Origin of the sequence: Nitrosomonas communis (assembly GCF_001007935.1) — a bacterium.
GTDB classification, from domain to species: Bacteria; Pseudomonadota; Gammaproteobacteria; order Burkholderiales; family Nitrosomonadaceae; genus Nitrosomonas; species Nitrosomonas communis.
The window spans coordinates 3862433-3880347 of record NZ_CP011451.1 but is presented as its reverse complement, the minus strand read 5'-3'; the positions used below and the strand labels follow the sequence as shown (position 1 = coordinate 3880347).

Below are 17915 nucleotides of genomic sequence, written 5' to 3'. Positions count from 1 at the left end.
TATAACAAAAAACGGAGTGTATGATTTTATACATTCCGTTTTTTATTGATCTCATTTCATTTTAAATCAAAACTGACTTGGTCGGTTTCACTCTGCCGTATTATTGATATTGCCTGTGGCTCGCCTTAGCGCCATTTTTGATTCAGTAATAGAATTACTTAGGTATCCATTTATCCAGACAATCAAAGTAAATCTGAGCATCCGGTGGCGTTTGATCGCGCTGCGCCTGCCAAAGCATTTCAGCAAGACATTCAATGATCAGATGAGTTGCATCGTGCTCATTCCCGGTTTTCTTTAGCAAAAGTTCAAATTTCTTGCGAATCCCAATGGGTTGATCAATAGAAAGCTGCTCTTTAATAGCAACATGCATACTCATATGAAGAAAGGGATTGGTTTCCCCCATCTCTGGAAAATAGTTTTTATCGTGATAACGCTCGCTATCATCAAGCATATCGTGATATTCAGGATGCAACAAGATGACTTCTAGTGCAATCGTTTCTATACCAGATAAGACTTCTTTCTGGCGAAATTTACGCCATGTTTCAAAGAATAGCTGACGGACTTGTTCTCTCGTGGGATTAAACATCTAGGAATTCATTGCAACAACAGGGTTATTGTCTAGGTTTTTATGTTCGTACTCACACAAATCATTGATAAGGCAGCAGCTACATGCGGGTTTTCTTGCCATGCACACATATCGACCATGGAGAATCAGCCAGTGATGTGCATCATGGCGAAATTCAATGGGTACGCATTTGATGAGTTTATCCTCAACCACACGCACATTCTTGCCAGGAGCAATTCCCGTTCGATTGGCAACACGGAAAATATGGGTATCAACTGCGATGGTAGGTTCTCCAAAAGCAGTATTTAAAATAACATTGGCAGTCTTGCGCCCCACGCCCGGTAGCTTCTCAAGCTCAACTCGCGTTCTCGGTACTTGACTATGATGATGTTGGATGAGTAATTGACACGTTGCGAGGATATTTTTTGCTTTTGTTTTATATAAGCCAATGCTTTTAATTAAACTCATTAATCCAGCTTCACTCAGTGCTATCATTTTCTCGGGAGTGTTAGCCAATGGAAAAAGTTTTCTTGTTGCTAGATTGACACTCTTATCTGTGGCCTGTGCCGACAGGATGACCGCGATAAGTAGCTCGAATGGTGTAGTGTATTCAAGCTCGGTAGTAGGGTGAGGGTTGGCCGCTTTAAAGCGCGTGAAAATTTTTTGGCGTTTGGCGGCATTCATGGTTTGGGGTGGTTATTTTTGATCAATTGTCTCGGCCCGATGTGCAAGTGCGCGTGCTAATGCGGCTTGAATGGCAACCTTTTTCAGATTGGCATTTTCTGGTGCGGATTGAGATTCTTTTGCTGCCAATGATTTTTGTGCAAATTTCTCAGTTTGTATTTGTTTGTCACGTTCAAGTCTTTGTAATCTAAATTGATGACGTTGCCGTGCCCGATCAGCAGCTCGCTGCTTCATTTCCTGAGCCTGGTTTTCAGGATAGGGAATAACAGGAATCATGCTAATACAGTCTACCGGGCAAGGAGTCACGCATCGCTCACAGCCGGTACATTCTTCTGTGATCACCGTATGGACCTGTTTGGCGGCACCTACAATCGCATCGACAGGACAAGCTTGTATACAGAACGTGCAGCCAATACATTGTTCTTCATTGATAAAAGCTGCCGATTTAGGTTTGGGTACACCGTGTGCTGTATTGAGAGGTTTGAAAGCTACTCCCATTAAGGCAGCAAGCTTTCGGATACCTTCTAACTCTCCAGGTGGGCATTGATTGATATCAGCATGGCCTTCTACAATAGCCGTAGCATAAGGTAGACAACCTGAAAAGCCGCATTGACCACATTGTGTTTGCGGCAGAACGGCATCGATTTGTTCTATTAATTTGCGTTTATCAGTCATCATGGTAGGGAGTGCAAAGGGCTTCAACAGATTGGCGTATCAAATCAGGACCATGATAAATCAAACCAGTATAAATTTGGATCAGATTCGCTCCCGCTTCTATTTTTTCTTTTGCATCTTCAGCAGACAGGATGCCGCCGACACCAATAATGGGTATGGTTCCTTGTAGCAAGGCATATAACTTTCTGATCACTTGGGTGCTGAGTGATTTGAGGGGGGCGCCACTTAAACCACCTGTTTCATTGGAAAGCGGTAAATGTGCTAGATTCTGACGTGAAATCGTGGTGTTAGTAGCAATCACGCCATCAATTTGGTATTTTATCAATAACTGAGCAATCGACTCCAGTTGTGATGATTCCAGATCGGGCGCGATCTTGATGACTAACGGGGTATATTTTCCCTGTTGATCGCTAAGTTTTGTTTGCTCTCTTTTCAAGAGATGCAATAAGCGCTCAAGCTCGGCAGAATTTTGTAATTGTCTCAAATTGCGGGTATTGGGTGAAGAAATATTGATAGTTACATAGCTGGCATAACGATAAACCTTTTGTAAACAAATCAAATAATCTTCTACTGCCTTATCTACAGGTGTATCAAAATTCTTGCCAATATTTACGCCCAGTATGCCCTGGAAATTGGAACGTTTGATATTCTCGATCAAGCGATCAATACCGTCGTTATTAAAACCCATGCGATTGATAATGGCCTGTGCTTGAGGGAGGCGGAACAAGCGCGGCCGCGGATTGCCCGTCTGAGGACGAGGTGTGACCGTACCTACTTCGATAAAGCCAAATCCCTGCTTTGCAAGCGCATCAATGTAAGCGCCATTTTTGTCTAACCCGGCTGCAAGGCCAACAGGATTGGGAAAATCTAAACCCATTATCCTGCGTGGCTTACAGGCAAATGAGTGAGTTCGCAGCAATCCCAGGTTTTGCGCGCACTTTAATGCAGTGAGAGAAACGGTGTGCGCTGTTTCGGGAGCAAGCGTAAATAGCAGTGGGCGAAAAAAGTGATAGCGCATTGAAACTTATTTTACCCTGTAAAACGGATTGGATTAAAGTAGAACAATTTAAACGAATTTTTGGGAAGAATTGCTGAAGGCTTGCCATTGTCCGTCGAATAATTTTTGTAAAGGCTGGAAATTAGTTTTATAACTCATTTTTCGGGTTTCACCAATCCAATAACCCAGATAAAGAAATGGCAGATTCTTCATGCGGCATTGTTCTATCTGCCACAAAATATTAAAAGTACCAAAACTTGCATTGAGAATATCGGGATCGAAAAAAGTATACACTGAAGAAAAGCCATCTGGTAACTGATCAATAATACTGATCATGCGTAATTGATTATTTTCATGGAAGGTAACCAGCTTGGAATCGACGTTGCTTTGCAGCAAAAAATTGCAATATTGATCACGGCTATCATAATCCATGCCACCGGAAGTATGACGTTTGACTTGATAGCGGCGGTAGAGACGGTAATGATCAGGATGGTAATGCAATTTATGTTGGGTGGCGACCAAATGCTGATGTCGCTTCCAAGCTCTGCGTTGCGTCCGGGTAGATGAAAACTGATCGACAATGATACGTACCGGAACGCAAGCCTCACACTGCTCACAGCTTGGGCGGTAAACAAAATTACCACTGCGGCGGAAACCAAGTTTGATCAGTTGCGCATAGGCCGCTGTATCGATCAAGTCATCAGATAGCGCAAGTTCTGAACGGGCAAGCTTGCCAGGTAAATAGCTGCATGGATAAGGCTCAGTGGTATGCAATTTCATCACTGGCAAGATCGCATCATTCTGGATAGACATAATCAAAGTGCCATTTCCCAATTCTTTCTGGAGTGGTGAGTAGATTATTTAATATTCGAACAAATTCAATGCGAGGAATTTCTCTAGCACCTAATGAAGCAAGATGCCTCGTTTTCATCTGACAATCAATCATGCCAAAGTTCCAATGTTCCAATTGTTTTATCAGGTACACAAAGGCAATTTTGGAAGCGTCAGTAACATGGGAGAACATCGATTCACCAAAGAACATTTTCCCTAGAGCAATACCATACAATCCTCCTGCCAATTTTCCTTCGATCCAAGTTTCCACTGAGTGGGCCATGCCCATTTGATGCAGCTCAGTATATGCTGAGATCATTTCCGGGTGTATCCATGTCCCTTCCTGTTCCATGCGTGGAGCTGCACAGGCTTGCATCACCTGGGTAAAAGCGCTATCGCATCGAATTTCGTAATGATGCTTCTTCATGGTTTTACGAAGCGAGCGGGAAATTTTAAGCTCATCGGGAAATAATACCATACGCGGATTTGGACTCCACCACAGGACGGGCTCTCCCTGGTTGAACCATGGGAAGATGCCACAACGATAGGCTGTCAGCAGGCGCTTCGGTGATAAGTCGCCGCCAGCGGCAAGTAAACCATTGGGTTCATCAAGTGCCATTTCTAGCGGTGGAAAATATTCTGGATTAGGTGTTAACCAATGGATCATAAGTTTATTTTGTGATGAAATATCTGCACTTTGATTTAGATCAAGGTTTATAGAGTAATATTTTCTTAGTATTTTATTAATTTTAATCCTTAGTTTGCATTAATAAATACAAAATAAAGGAGAACGAATGAAGCAATTCCGTCACAAAACAGGAGTCACAAGTTTAGCTGTTAGTTCATTCATTATTGCGCTAGCAACAACGGGTTCCACCCAAGCGCTCGCTCACGATAGAACATCAACTGGAGCTTTGGAACAGCAGATCAAGCAATTAGAAAGTCAGTTAAAGGCTATTCGGGATGAGCTCAATCAAGTGAAAAGCAAGGCTGCTCAAGATGAACAGGAGATTAAGAAAGTAAAAGAAGAGATTGTCCTGGAAGATCAGGAAATCAAAAAAGTGGAAGAAAAAGTAGTAGAGCTAGAAGAGTTTGAACATAAACACCATAATATCTCACACCGGCTGTTTTTTCGTGGTGGCTATGCGCATAACTTGCAGGAACGTAATGGTGCGTCCCTGCAAAGTAATGTTGTGCCAATAGGCGCGCAAGATGCAGGAGGGAATGATGGCTGGTATGTGGGTGCAGGTTTTGATTTTAGTTTAACAAAAGATGTGTGGGGCTTTTTACCAAACACAGAGATCTTTGCTGAATTGATGTTTGAATATAAAAGATTTGGTCATTCGCAGGGTAATGCGCTGGCCAATGCTCCATCTCAATTAGCAGGAGGAGCCTTTAATCCACGGAGTGTGACAATCAGTCAATTTACGTTGTCAGCAGCACCGAAAATTAAATTCATGGAAGGCAGCAACTTTAGACCTTGGATTATTCCTGCAGGACTCTCAATGCATGTGGTGAGCCCTGCAACTGAGTCTGTCACTTACGTGGCAAATCCTGGAATAATGTTTGGTGCTGGTGCAGATTATCGCATATGGAAGAATTTTTATCTCGGCGTTGATGCACGTTATCATGAGGTTTTTGGTAAATTTGATGGCGTTAATATTAGCGGCTTAACTGCTGGTGGTTACCTTGGAATCGGTTTTTAATAATTTGAACCCAGGTAGTGAAAAAATTATAGAGGAGGGAAAGAGGAATCATTGTTAGATATTCTGAAGAATATCTCCAATATAGTTGTAATTCATAGTTGTATTTTGAATTAGATAGATAGTATTTCTCTTCTAGTTTCTAGCAAGATCAGTGCGACTGAGTAAGTGATTTTGTGACGAAGCTTTTACATCCCGCTACTAAGCTGGTGGGGTGTCTTTTTTGTATAGTTTTTTGTATAGTTTAGCTCGTTTATTAATTATTATTTCCAGCCTTAGCAAGTAATTTATCCAACAAACGAATGCTCAGGAAGCGTTTGAGGAAGCCAAATAAATAGGTAGGGAACGTAACGTAATAGCGCGCTTGAGGATTGTGCGCCTCAAGGGCATGAATGACTTTTTTGAGGACAGCCTCCGGCGGCAGTGTAAAAGGAACGGCTGGCCCTTGTTTGTTTAATCGCTCCAATACCGCATGGTATTTTTCACCATGGATGCTATGGTCGATATCGATATATTTTTGTAAAGCCTTAAGCGCGTTGGCCCTAAATTGAGTAGCAATCGGGCCCGGTTCGATCAGGCTGACAAAGATTTGAGTACCCATCAATTCAAGGCGAAGCGTGTCGCTTAATCCTTCGATGGCATATTTGGAAGCATTATAGGCGCCGCGAAATGGCATGGCTGCAAAACCCAGCACGGAACTATTCTGGATAATTCGGCCATAACCTTGCTTGCGCATGATGGGCAGCACAAGATTGGTCAGCTCTAGCCAGCCGAAAACATTGGTTTCGAATTGTGCGCGTAAGGCCTCACGACTCAAATCTTCAACTGCTCCCGGTAAACCATAAGCGCCATTATTGAACAGGGCATACAATTGACCATGAGTGCGGTGCATGATTTCTTCGAATGCTTGCTGAATCGAATCTGGCTCATTTAAATCTAATCGAAGACTTTCCAGTCCTTCAGCTAACAGCCTCTCGACGCTTTCCTGCCTTCGCGCTGTGGCGAATACGCGATAGCCTCGTTTGTGCAGTGCATGGGCGACGCAATAGCCAATGCCGCTGGAGCAACCAGTAATTAAAATAGACTTTTTCATCAACTAAGCTTATCTTGCTAAACTGTTCATAGTTGTTTTGAGCTTGACGCAAAAAAAGCATAATCATAGCATCACATAATTGGATTGATGACATATGGTATTACAATGATCAATATTGAATAATGGCAAAGATATTGTTTAAACTACGAAACGTGCCAGATGATGAAGCCGAAGAAGTGCGTGAATTACTGGCCAACCATCATATTGATTACTATGAAACCTCAGCAGGCAATTGGGGTGTTTCCATGCCTGCCCTCTGGGTGAAGAATGATGATCAATTCCGGGAAGCAAAAGCATTATTTGATGCTTATCAGCAAGCACGTTCCATACGGGTGAGGGAAGAATACGCACGACTTAAAAGTGAAGGTAAGCATAAAACAATGTGGGATAGTATAAAGCAACAGCCTGTTGTGTTTGTAGCTTATATATTCATTGTGCTGGCCTTGCTTTACCTGCCATTCAAGCTGATCATGGAACTAGCCAAATTGTAGTTTCTTATTGAGGCCTCTAAAAATTCAGAGTTCTAAACAAGATGAGGCGAGAACAAAAAATGTTGACGCAGCCTATAGCTAATAGGTAAGGAAGCATTCTTTGTGAACAACGAAGCATGGTGACGAGACGGTGTAAGCAGGCAATCTGCGAAGCGGATGCTCGCAAATATGAATTTTTAGAGGGGCCTTTATTTTATTTCCTTATTGCTCAAAACTATTTGAGATTTTTTTGCTGAGTGGGCCGGATTGAATCAAATTAATTTAAAAATCATCCTCTCTTTTCTGTCGGGTGCGCTGACTGTTCTGGGGTTTGCACCGTTTTATTTTTTTCCGATCCCTTTAGTTACCCTGGCATTACTGATCTATTTCTGGCGTCACAATATCACGCCTTTAACTGCCGCAATACTGGGTTTTTCTTTTGGCATGGGGATGTTTGGTACAGGGGTAACCTGGATTTATGTCAGCCTGCATGATTTTGGTAATATGCCGATGCCGCTGGCTGTATTGGCTTTGATCCTGCTTTGTGCTTATCTCTCATTATTCCCTGCGTTAACAGGGTGGATTTCGGTAAGATTGCGCACGGCTGCGCCAGCTATTTGGCCATGGATGATTGCCTCGCTATGGATATTATCAGAATGGTTGCGTGGTACCTTATTTACCGGTTTTCCCTGGTTAGCGGTTGGGTATTCGCAGGCGCCATCCAGCCCGCTCATAGGTTTTGCGCCAGTAGTGGGGGTGTATGGGATTTCACTTCTTCTGGTTCTGAGTGCTGGCTGGCTATCCTCCTGGTTTGAGCAAAGGCGTTCATGGCGATGCTTATTTTTTCTGGGTGGGGTCTGGGTCATCGGCCTGGGATTGCAGGGAATCGAGTGGACCAGACCTGAGGGTGATGCCGTGACAGTGAGTCTATTACAGGGAAATATTCCGCAGGATTTAAAATGGCGAGAGGATCACGTTATCACGACCATGGATACTTACGCCAAGCTTATCCAGGAAAGTAACAGTCAGCTCATAGTAACGCCAGAAATATCCATTCCGCTGTTTCATGAAGATGTGCCGTTTGATTACTTGTCTGAGCTTGCTGCGCATGCAAGGGCAAATGAAGGGGATGTACTGATCGGTATGGCTGAAGCGGTCTCATCGGATAGGAATGAATACTACAATACGATGTTCAGTCTGGGTGTATCGCCTGAACAACGTTATCGAAAACATCATCTCGTGCCATTTGGCGAATATATCCCGTTAAAGCTCGTATTTGGCTGGATTATCAAAGTGCTGAATATGCCTTTGTCCGATTTCTCCCGCGGCTCACTTGATCAGCAACCTTTGTATCTGGCTGGACAAAACGTGGCCATCAATATCTGCTATGAAGATGTGTTCGGAGAAGAAATCATCATGCAGCTACCCGAGGCCTCATTGCTGGTCAATGTGAGCAACGATGCCTGGTTTGGGCGTTCTATCGGCCCTTGGCAGCACTTGCAAATTTCACAGATGCGTGCCTTGGAAACAGGACGCTACATGTTGCGTGCCACCAATACCGGGGTAACCGCCATCATTGATCAACGCGGCAACCTCGTGCAGCAATTGGAAATGTTTACTACCGCAGGTTTACATGGGATAGCGCAAGGTTATTCGGGTGCTACCCCGTATGTACGCTTGGGCAATAGTCTGGTATTAGGGCTGGCAATATTATTGTTGACCACTGGTTGGCTATCAGTCTTTTTTTATAGGAAACGTAAAACCCTGTAAAATACTTGCCGTCATCAACAATACCGTTCCAAGCTAACGCTTACGTACCTATCATGAAATTTCAGGATATGATTCTGACGCTCCAGCATTATTGGAGCAAACAAGGTTGTGCGCTGTTACAGCCTTATGACATGGAAGTTGGCGCAGGCACAAGCCATACCGCTACCTTTCTGCGTGCGCTGGGACCAGAGCCGTGGCGTGCGGCGTATGTGCAACCATCGCGCCGTCCAAAGGACGGTCGTTACGGTAATAACCCGAATCGTTTGCAGCATTATTATCAATATCAGGTTGTGCTAAAGCCTGCTCCGCAAAATATTCTGGATTTATATTTGGGTTCGCTGCAGACATTGGGTTTGGATTTGAAACTGAATGATGTCAGATTAGTGGAAGATGATTGGGAAAACCCAACGCTGGGGGCTTGGGGGCTTGGCTGGGAAGTGTGGTTGAATGGCATGGAAGTCACACAGTTTACTTATTTTCAGCAAGTCGGTGGGATCAATTGCAGGCCGATTACCGGTGAGATTACTTATGGGCTCGAGCGGCTGGCTATGTATCTGCAAGGGGTGGAGAATGTGTTTGATTTAACTTGGACTCAAGGGTTGAGCTACGGTGATGTGTATCATCAAAATGAAGTTGAGCAATCGACTTATAATTTTGAATGCAGCGACACTGAATTTCTCTTTGTCGCTTTCGGTAAATATGAAGAACAAGCGAATGATTTAATGGAACAACAATTACCACTGCCTGCCTATGAACAAGTCCTGAAAGCGGCGCATAGCTTTAATTTATTGGATGCCCGAGGAGCCATCTCGGTCACCGAACGTGCCGCCTATATCGCGCGCATTCGCAATCTGGCGCGTCGAGTCGCACAGGCTTATTATGATAGTCGGGAACGATTGCAGCCTCCCTTTCCGCTGGCGCCGCGCGAATGGGTGGCGCAAATCCCGAAGAAAGCAGGGTGAGCATGATTCCAAGAAACCTACTTGTAGAACTGCTGGTTGAAGAGCTGCCACCCAAATCACTGCATAAGCTGGGTACTTATTTTGCTGAATCATTGCTCAATAGCCTGAAAAGCCAGAATCTGGCGATGCCAGATGCGGTAATGACTGCATACACAACGCCACGTAGGCTGGCTGTTCATATTACGCATGTTTTGGGGCAGGCGCCTGATCAGGCTGTGACGACCAAGTTAATGCCCGTTTCGGTGGGTCTGGATGAGGAAGGGCGAGCGACGCCGGCTTTGGTCAAGAAATTAAGTAGTCTAGGCGTGGAGGCATTTGTTGTTTCGCAACTGACGCGGGCAATCGAGGGTAAATCCGAAACACTTTTTCTGGAGCGTGTGGTGTCGGGCATCGTTCTGGTTGATGGGCTGCAACAAGCGATGGATGAGGTGATTGCGCAATTACCCATCCCCAAAGTGATGACTTATCAGCTTGCAGATGGTTGGCAGAACGTTAATTTTGTCCGCCCCGCCCATGGATTGATTGCGCTATATGGCGCCGAGGTGGTTCCTGTGAGCGTGCTGGGTTTGACTGCCGGCAATATGACACAAGGTCATCGCTTCGAAGCCAGTAGCCATCCTATCGTCATCAGGGAAGCGGATAGTTATAGCCAGCAACTGGAAACAGAGGGCGCGGTTATTGCGAGTTTTGCTGAACGCCGTACCCGCATCTCGAATCAGCTTTCTACTGCTGCCGCCAAAGAAAATCTGCAGCTTATTCTGGATGAAGCGTTACTGGATGAGGTAACAGCACTGGTGGAACATCCCAACGTGCTGATCGGGAAATTCCCATCAGAATTTCTTGAAGTACCCCAGGAATGCCTGATTCTGACGATGAAAGCTAATCAGAAATATTTTCCGTTGCTGGATAGGGAGGGAAAACTGGCCAATACCTTCCTGATGGTGGCGAATATTTGTCCAGCAGATACTCATTTTGTCATCGAGGGCAATGAACGGGTCGTCCGTTCGCGTTTGGCTGATGCAAAATTCTTCTTTGACCAGGACCGGAAGCATACCTTGGCTTCGCGCATTCCTGGGCTGAACAAGGTGGTTTACCATCATCAACTGGGTACACAAGGTTTGCGCATTGAGTATGTACGTACCCTTGCACGCGAGATCGGGCAAATATTGGGTGGCAATATACTGGCAGAACAAGCAGAGCAGGCAGCGCGATTAGCTAAAACCGATTTACTGACAGACATGGTTGGAGAATTTCCCGAGCTGCAGGGAATCATGGGGCGTTATTATGCTCAGCACGAGGGCTTGAGCGATACCATTGCCTATGCGATAGAAGACCATTACAAACCACGCTTTGCCGGCGACTTACTACCACATAATCTGGTTGGCGTCTGTGTGGCTTTGGCAGATAAGCTGGAAACTTTGATCAATTTATTTGCTATCGGGCAACTCCCTACCGGAGATAGGGATCCTTTTGCACTACGCCGCCATGCCTTGGGCGTAATTCGTATCCTGATCGAAAAGGATTTACCGCTTGAACTGAATAGGCTGATGGAGCGAGCCATAGAAATTCTCCAGGATGAACGTATTGCAGATCAATGGGTACAGCAGACAGTCGCCGAGAGGCCATTTGCTGACACTGAGGAGAAGACCCACCAGAAACATATCCGTCATACGATATCTGCAGAGGTAAGCGGGCAATTAGCAGATTTTATCTATGATCGATTGGCGGTAAATTTGCGTGAGCAGGGTTACAGTGCCCAGGAAGTGGATGCTGTATTGGCACTCTATCCTCAACATTTAAATGATATTCCCAAACGACTGGCTGCTATTCGTGCTTTTATCGCTTTGCCAGAGGCAGCTAGTCTGGCTGCTGCCAATAAGCGTGTGAGTAATATCCTCAAAAAGAGTAGCGCTATCATCAACCCACAGGTAGAGGTTGAACTTTTACAAGTGCCTGCTGAACGAGCATTGTATCAAGCGTTAATTGAGCTGAAAGATAAAGTGGATGAGGCCTTTCAGCAGAAGGATTACACGGTTGCCCTGCAAATCCTGGCAGCATTAAAAGCACCGGTTGATACCTTTTTTGATCATGTAATGGTCAATACCGATGATGACAGGCTGCGCAACAATCGTTTGGCTTTGCTTAAAAGACTTCAGCAGGTAATGAATCGAGTGGCCGATATTTCCAGACTGGCGAGCTGAAATGAAATTGATCATTCTGGATAGTAATGGTGTGATCAATGAGGCCAGCGAAACCTTTATCACATCACTCGATGAATGGAAACCCATACCTGGCAGCCTGGAAGCGATCTCACGACTTACCCAGGCCGGTTATCGCGTGATCATTGCAACCAATCAGTCTGGGATTGGGCGCGGATTGCTCGATATGACGACTTTCAATGCCATTAACGACAAGATGTTCAAAGCGGTTCATCACGCCGGGGGACGCATTGATGCGCTTTTCTTCTGCCCACATACTGAGCAGGATAAATGTCACTGTCGTAAACCCGAGATAGGTATGTTTCAGGAAATTATGCAACGTTATAGTACCGATCTTAAAGGCGTTCCTGCTGTCGGTGATTCACTGCGGGATTTGCAGGCAGCGGTCAAGGTAGAGGCCATCCCGATTTTAGTGCTGACTGGAAAAGGTGAAATGACTCATGCGAATGGGAATCTCCCGGAAGGGACGCAAATTTTTGCTGATCTGGCATCTGTTGTGGACACATTGGTGAAGAAAATATGATATCAGCTGCCGTGCGCTCAGCTTTTTATACTGTATTACAACTCATCATCACGCCTCCCTATGCATTATTTACTCTCGCCTGTTATCCCCTTCCTCCCCATTACCGTTATAAGGTGACCTACGGCTGGACCTGCATCATGCTGTTTCTACTCAGGGTAATCTGTGGCCTGCATTATCGTGTGCTGGGTGCGGAGAATATTCCTGATCGGCCAAGTATTGTGTTATCCAAGCATCAATCAGCATGGGAAACCCTGGCATTGCAACAAATTTTCCCACCCCAGGTATGGGTGCTTAAAAAAGAGTTATTGCGTATTCCATTTTTTGGCTGGGGACTGGCAATGACTAACCCGATTGCAATTGATCGTAGTTCGGGTAAAGCAGCATTACAGCAAATCGTTGAGCAGGGCAAAGAGAGATTAAAACAGAACTTCTGGATCGTCATTTTTCCGGAAGGGACGCGCACTCCTCCAGGTAAGACGGGTAAATACAAGATAGGCGGCGCATGGCTCGCCACCCACACGGGTACATTGGTTGTCCCAGTTGCACACAATGCAGGAGAATTTTGGGGAAGAAATTCATTTATCAAATCTCCTGGCACGATTACGGTAAGCATTGGCAAACCAATTGATCCAACCGGTATGGATCCTGATGAGCTTAATGCACGTGTACAAGCGTGGATAGAAACTGAGGTGTCGCGTATCAGCAGTTGTGGAAAAGAAGGGCGTGATGATGAACAATTTATTTCGATCTCGAACCAGTCAGTCAAAGACGCTGAAAAATGAGGCACGTACCATCACATTGGTTGACAGGACAATCGGCTACACGCTGATTCGTCGTAACCGGAGAACGATTGGCCTGAAAATCAATCGAGAGGGTTTAACGGTCAGTGTCCCTTTGCAAGCGACTCTCAGCAGAATAGAGCAAGTACTGCACAGTAAAGCTGCCTGGGTCATTAGAAGTCTGGAGGTATGGAAAGAGAAAAAAATTATCCAGCCTCAGTGGTGTCTGGATAGTACTTTCTGGCTATTAGGCGATCCCTATCGATTGGTCTTGACTGAATCAGAAAAACTGCAACTGATTTCGCAAAATAATAAAACAGATCAAATTCAGGAAATAACCCGGCAAATTGCTTCGCTAACTTCCTGTCAAATCGAGAAATTCGTAATGACTTGGTATCGTAAACAAGCGCGAGCGTACATGAGTGAGCGAGTAGCGCTTTATGCGGTCAAATTGGGTGTGCCATTACCAAAAGTGAGATTATCCAGTGCGCGCACGCGCTGGGGGAGCTGTAGTTCAAATGGGACAGTATCCCTTAACTGGCGGTTAATACAGTTGCCGCTTTTCCTGGTGGATTACGTGGTAGCGCATGAATTATCTCATCTGATCGAAATGAATCATTCTGCGGCATTCTGGAGAGTAGTCGAGAGCATCTATCCAGATTACCGGCAAGCGCGGGCAGAGTTAAAAAAAATCGACTGATTGGAAAATGGGCTCCAGAACTTTATTTAACCCGGATTTTCCATTACAAGCGATTAAGGGGTGAGTATTGGGCTGAATTTAACGAGAAGATCAAATGTTTTGGATTTGTCCCAAACACTATGAATCCATTCACGCTGTTGCATGGTAACTGCCAGATTCATCATCTTTTTTCGGCCCTCGTGGGTAATATAACCAGCTTTGGCAAAGAGCTTATAGCGCAGCATTCTGAGGGTGTGTTATTTCATTTCTAATTCCATTTCTAAATCAAACGTAATTTTGTCGGTTTTACCTTGCCGTATTATTGATACTGTTTGCGGCTCGCCTTCGCGTCATTTTTGATTTGGAATGGGATAGGGGGGCTGTTCTGCACAGAAAAATGGCTATTCCCGCTGCAAGCAGCGGGAATAGCCGTTTTAGGTCGCTGCAATTTTATGGAGCAAAACGTTGCAGTATATGGTTCGTCATACCTTTAGCGAGTTCCTCTTCTCCAAAGAATACTGTGCCAATCTTTTCTTTCTGCAGGAATTGTGACTCGTCTTCACTGTGAGTACGGAGCACGATCTCAATATCCGAGTTAAGGGTACGTGCAATTTCAGCAATCTGCCGCACGTTGAGGGTTTCAGGTGTTGCGATCACCAACATTGCTGCACCTGCAATATGTGCCTGGATGAGCACAGCTGGATCAGCCGCATTACCCGATACAGCAGCGACACCTTTTTTACGCAGATCCTCTACCAGTTCGCGGTTTTGTTCAGCAACCACATAGGGAATTTTGCGTTTATCCAGCTCCCTGGCGATGCGTCGTCCCACACGGCCATAGCCTACCAGCACCACTTGTCCTTCAAGGTATTTGCGTTCTGTAGTTAACGGCAATTCAGCGAAGGGATCCTCGCGGTGTTCCAGACGGCGAGCTAATTCCGAGCGCTGGAGAACCCAATTTATAATAGGGTTAACTGCGGCAAACACAAATGGATTCAGCGCTATGGAGATGAGTGCCCCAGCGAGAACCAAATCCATCCCTTCTGAAGAAAGCAAACCAAGTGACATTCCCAGCCCAGCAAGAATAAACGAAAATTCACCGATCTGTGCCAGGCTGGCAGCCACCACCAATGCCGTATTGAGTGGGTAGCGGAAGGTAAGTACCAGCCCCATTGCTGCGATTGATTTGCCGACAATGATAATAGCAACGACGCTGAGAACATGCATCGGTTTCTCCATCAATATCTGTGGATCGAAGAGCATCCCCACAGAGACAAAGAACAGTACAGAAAAGGCATCGCGCAATGGTAGTGATTCTTGAGCTGCGCGATGACTGAATTCTGATTCACGCATGACCATTCCTGCAAAGAAAGCTCCCAGTGCAAATGATACATTGAACAAAGCTGCTGCACTGTAGGCGACACTGATCGCTGCTGCGATAACTGACAAAGTGAAGAGCTCTCGCGAACCGATACTTGCGACTTGCCATAACAACCAAGGCAATATACGACGCCCGCCGATCAGCATCAGAGCGATAAAAGCTGAGACCTCAAGAAGGGTCTGTCCAATCGTGCGCCATAACGGAACAGTTTCTTCGGTAGGGGCGACTGTTCCACCTAATATGCCCGCAAAGGAAGGTAATAATACCAGGATGAGTACAGTAGCGAGATCTTCCACCACTAGCCAACCCACGGCAATACGCCCGTTCATGGTTTCGAGTATGCCTCGTGACTCAAGGGCTTTGAGCAATACGACGGTACTAGCACAAGACAGAGAGAGACCAAAAACCAGGCCGGTGCCAAAATCCCAACCCCACCACGAAGCTATAAGCATACCTAATCCAGTCGCCAGCCCCATTTGAACGACGGCGCCTGGGAGGGCGATACGCTTAACCGCAAGTAAATCGTCAAGAGAAAAATGCAAACCCACACCGAACATAAGCAGCATGACCCCAATTTCTGACAACTGTGAGGCGATATCTACATCAGCAACGAAACCTGGTGTGGATGGTCCCATAGCTATTCCTGCCAGTAGATAACCAACTAAAGCGGGAATCTTGAGTCGCTCAGCAATGAAGCCCAATATCAGGGCAAGACCAAATCCAGCAGCAATAGTCGTTATCAACGAGGTGTCATGTTCCATTCAGTTTCCTTTTGTTATAGCGGCAGTAATAGGTGAGCTTGACCAGTTATTCTAAAGCCAGCTCGGTGCGTGCAATCAAGGGTCTTATTCTACAGCCTGACAAGCTTGTTAAGCGTCTTCTTAAATAAAAAGGATGGTTACCTGGAAATTAATGAGTATCTCATGAGGAGGATAGTATTCGTTGATCACGGCTGGATAATGCCAGTTTCTATTGTTGGATATTCTGCATATAATGCTTCAAACTATGCAGAGGGCAAGCAATTCATCCAAGGCTTTTCAGTATAGTTATTAAATAAATGATTTTACATAGAAACTTCTTAACTATTAGATACTACAAGCAAGGAGAGAGAATGATGCATCGATTTAAATTCATTACCCTGGTCTGCACACTTTTACCTTTTTATGCCCATAGCGGAGGTAATCCTGATTTTGTCAAATTTCCTGAGAGTTATCAGCAAGCCTTTACTCAATATGATACTGCCAATCGGGCCAATCAGACGCAGGTAGCAAAATTTTATGCTAATGATATTGCTATTGCGAGTTACAAAAAAGGCGAAGAAGCAACACCAGGGTCAGTCGTTGTCATGGAAATATATGAAACTAAAAAAGATGCAGCTGGCAAGATCATTTCAGATAAAGAGGGTATGTTTGAAATTGAAAAACTCGCAGCTGTTGCAGTGATGGAAAAAAGAAGTGATTGGGACAAAACTTTTTCTCAGGAGAACCGCACAGGTGACTGGGGATTTGCTGTGTATAACCCGGATGGCACACCCAAAAGCAACGACTTGAATTGTGTTCAGTGCCATACTCCGTTGAAAGATCAGGACTACCTGTTTAGCTTTCAGAAGCTCGTTGATTTTGCAAGAAAGAATTGATAGTTGATGTAAGATAAATACTATTGGTAAGCTATGAACAGGCTGCAAGTTTCTAGAAACTTGCAGCCTGTTTTATTATCTGACTTTAGAGAATTAGTAATGGGAGTAACAGCGTGCTGAAGTATGGATAATTTATTCCATTTCTAAATTAACCCTGATTTTGCCAGCTTCACCTTACCGTATTATATGGACTGTTTGCATCTTGCTTTCGTGTCATGTTTGATTTAGGGATGGAATGAGCAATTTTAGTTTTGGTGAATACTGAATTAGCGGCGCGTTGCAATTCGCTATCGGATAGGAAACAAATGCTTAAGGAAATTAGAATGAAAGTCCTGATAAAATATTTTGTTATTAAATTACTACTATTGTTCTCTCTGGCGCTTTTTCCCATAGTTTACTCCTCATTAGCTTATGCTCATACTGGAATTGACACTCAGAATGGCTGGGTACACGGTTTTATTCATCCTGTAGGAGGATTGGATCATGTACTTGCCATGATCGCTGTGGGTCTATGGGCAACTCAAATCGGGGGACGTGTCGTATGGCTAGTACCTTTTACTTTTGTTGCTGTCATGACCTTGGGTGGATTAGCAGGGATAATCGCGGTTCCTTTTGGATATACTGAAGTCGGTATTATTATTTCACTGCTGGTTTTCGGTATGTTGATTGCCGCTTCCATCCGATTGCCAGTGATCGTAAGTGCTATCATAGTCGCGATTTTCGCGTTTTGTCATGGTTATGCCCATGGTGCAGAAATGTCCCAACATATATCAGGGTTTACTTACGCGCTGGGATTTGTATCTGCTACCGTATTACTTCATGCTTTGGGTATCGGTATTGGCATATTCATTAAACACAAGGGAAGCGTGCAATGGTTACGACTTGCCGGAATGGGGGTGATTTTGTACGGAAGTAGCATGGTTTTGATCGGGTAAGAGATAATTGAAA

General features: G+C 44.9%; 19 protein-coding genes. 10 read left to right on the top strand and 9 right to left on the bottom strand.

Going from position 1 to position 17915, the window contains the following annotated elements; genetic code table 11:
- Positions 1-154: 154 nt before the first annotated feature.
- From AAW31_RS17605 to aat, 6 genes are read right to left on the bottom strand one after another with little or no spacing between them, the layout of a single operon-like run.
- Positions 155-586 (bottom strand): DUF1841 family protein, encoded by a 432-nt coding sequence (locus AAW31_RS17605; protein WP_046851238.1) that lies wholly within the window; start codon positions 584-586, stop codon positions 155-157.
- On the bottom strand, positions 587-1249 hold the full coding sequence (gene nth / locus AAW31_RS17600; protein ID WP_046851237.1) for an endonuclease III: 663 nt from the start codon (positions 1247-1249) through the stop codon (positions 587-589).
- Positions 1250-1261: 12 nt separating this feature from the next.
- Positions 1262-1927 carry an RnfABCDGE type electron transport complex subunit B gene (locus AAW31_RS17595; protein ID WP_309567366.1) on the bottom strand — a complete coding sequence of 222 codons (666 nt, stop codon included), beginning with the start codon at positions 1925-1927 and terminating at the stop codon, positions 1262-1264.
- Entirely contained in the window at positions 1917-2942 is a 1026-nt protein-coding gene (locus tag AAW31_RS17590) for a quinone-dependent dihydroorotate dehydrogenase (RefSeq protein WP_046851236.1), read from the bottom strand. Before AAW31_RS17590 ends, AAW31_RS17595 begins: the two co-directional genes overlap by 11 nt.
- Before the next feature lie 48 nt (positions 2943-2990).
- Positions 2991-3734: an arginyltransferase gene (locus tag AAW31_RS17585; protein ID WP_046851235.1), complete on the bottom strand. Its 744-nt coding sequence runs from the start codon at positions 3732-3734 to the stop codon at positions 2991-2993.
- The gene (aat, locus tag AAW31_RS17580) at positions 3718-4419 is read right to left on the bottom strand and encodes a leucyl/phenylalanyl-tRNA--protein transferase (RefSeq protein ID WP_046851234.1); all 702 of its coding nucleotides are present in this window, start codon (positions 4417-4419) and stop codon (positions 3718-3720) included. Before aat ends, AAW31_RS17585 begins: the two co-directional genes overlap by 17 nt.
- Before the next feature lie 127 nt (positions 4420-4546).
- Between aat and AAW31_RS17575 the strand changes: the two genes are divergently transcribed.
- The gene (locus AAW31_RS17575) at positions 4547-5458 is read left to right on the top strand and encodes a hypothetical protein (protein ID WP_046851233.1); all 912 of its coding nucleotides are present in this window, start codon (positions 4547-4549) and stop codon (positions 5456-5458) included.
- A 253-nt stretch (positions 5459-5711) separates the two neighbouring features.
- Here the strand turns inward: AAW31_RS17575 and AAW31_RS17570 are convergent, their stop codons facing one another.
- The gene (locus tag AAW31_RS17570) at positions 5712-6548 is read right to left on the bottom strand and encodes an SDR family oxidoreductase (protein WP_046851232.1); all 837 of its coding nucleotides are present in this window, start codon (positions 6546-6548) and stop codon (positions 5712-5714) included.
- Positions 6549-6670: 122 nt separating this feature from the next.
- Here AAW31_RS17570 and AAW31_RS17565 point away from each other — a divergent pair, with 122 nt between their 5' ends.
- From AAW31_RS17565 to AAW31_RS17535, 7 genes are all read left to right on the top strand, one after another.
- Positions 6671-7039, top strand: a complete 369-nt coding sequence (locus tag AAW31_RS17565; protein WP_046851231.1) for a DUF6164 family protein — start codon at positions 6671-6673, stop codon at positions 7037-7039.
- 255 nt (positions 7040-7294) lie between these two features.
- A complete protein-coding gene (gene lnt / locus AAW31_RS17560; RefSeq protein ID WP_046851932.1) occupies positions 7295-8788 on the top strand; it encodes an apolipoprotein N-acyltransferase in 1494 nt (497 codons plus the stop codon).
- A 53-nt stretch (positions 8789-8841) separates the two neighbouring features.
- A complete protein-coding gene (gene glyQ / locus AAW31_RS17555) occupies positions 8842-9750 on the top strand; it encodes a glycine--tRNA ligase subunit alpha (protein ID WP_082110514.1) in 909 nt (302 codons plus the stop codon).
- 2 nt (positions 9751-9752) lie between these two features.
- Positions 9753-11951 carry a glycine--tRNA ligase subunit beta gene (gene glyS, locus AAW31_RS17550; protein WP_187426882.1) on the top strand — a complete coding sequence of 733 codons (2199 nt, stop codon included), beginning with the start codon at positions 9753-9755 and terminating at the stop codon, positions 11949-11951.
- A 1-nt stretch (position 11952) separates the two neighbouring features.
- Positions 11953-12492: a D-glycero-beta-D-manno-heptose 1,7-bisphosphate 7-phosphatase gene (gene gmhB, locus AAW31_RS17545; RefSeq protein WP_046851230.1), complete on the top strand. Its 540-nt coding sequence runs from the start codon at positions 11953-11955 to the stop codon at positions 12490-12492.
- A complete protein-coding gene (locus AAW31_RS17540) occupies positions 12489-13274 on the top strand; it encodes a lysophospholipid acyltransferase family protein (RefSeq protein ID WP_046851229.1) in 786 nt (261 codons plus the stop codon). Before gmhB ends, AAW31_RS17540 begins: the two co-directional genes overlap by 4 nt.
- Entirely contained in the window at positions 13222-13971 is a 750-nt protein-coding gene (locus tag AAW31_RS17535) for a M48 family metallopeptidase (protein ID WP_052752345.1), read from the top strand. Before AAW31_RS17540 ends, AAW31_RS17535 begins: the two co-directional genes overlap by 53 nt.
- Positions 13972-14024: 53 nt before the next feature.
- On the opposite strand, the gene AAW31_RS21545 is transcribed toward AAW31_RS17535, so the two are convergent.
- Positions 14025-14195, bottom strand: a complete 171-nt coding sequence (locus tag AAW31_RS21545; RefSeq protein ID WP_158441591.1) for a hypothetical protein — start codon at positions 14193-14195, stop codon at positions 14025-14027.
- Between the two features lie 205 nt (positions 14196-14400).
- Positions 14401-16092: a YbaL family putative K(+) efflux transporter gene (gene ybaL, locus AAW31_RS17530; RefSeq protein WP_046851228.1), complete on the bottom strand. Its 1692-nt coding sequence runs from the start codon at positions 16090-16092 to the stop codon at positions 14401-14403.
- Between the two features lie 296 nt (positions 16093-16388).
- On the opposite strand from ybaL, the gene AAW31_RS17525 reads away from it, so the two are divergent.
- Both AAW31_RS17525 and AAW31_RS17520 read left to right on the top strand, forming a co-directional pair.
- Positions 16389-16967 carry a cytochrome P460 family protein gene (locus tag AAW31_RS17525; protein ID WP_235264409.1) on the top strand — a complete coding sequence of 193 codons (579 nt, stop codon included), beginning with the start codon at positions 16389-16391 and terminating at the stop codon, positions 16965-16967.
- A gap of 323 nt (positions 16968-17290) precedes the next feature.
- The gene (locus tag AAW31_RS17520) at positions 17291-17902 is read left to right on the top strand and encodes a HupE/UreJ family protein (RefSeq protein WP_158441589.1); all 612 of its coding nucleotides are present in this window, start codon (positions 17291-17293) and stop codon (positions 17900-17902) included.
- Positions 17903-17915: the final 13 nt, after the last annotated feature.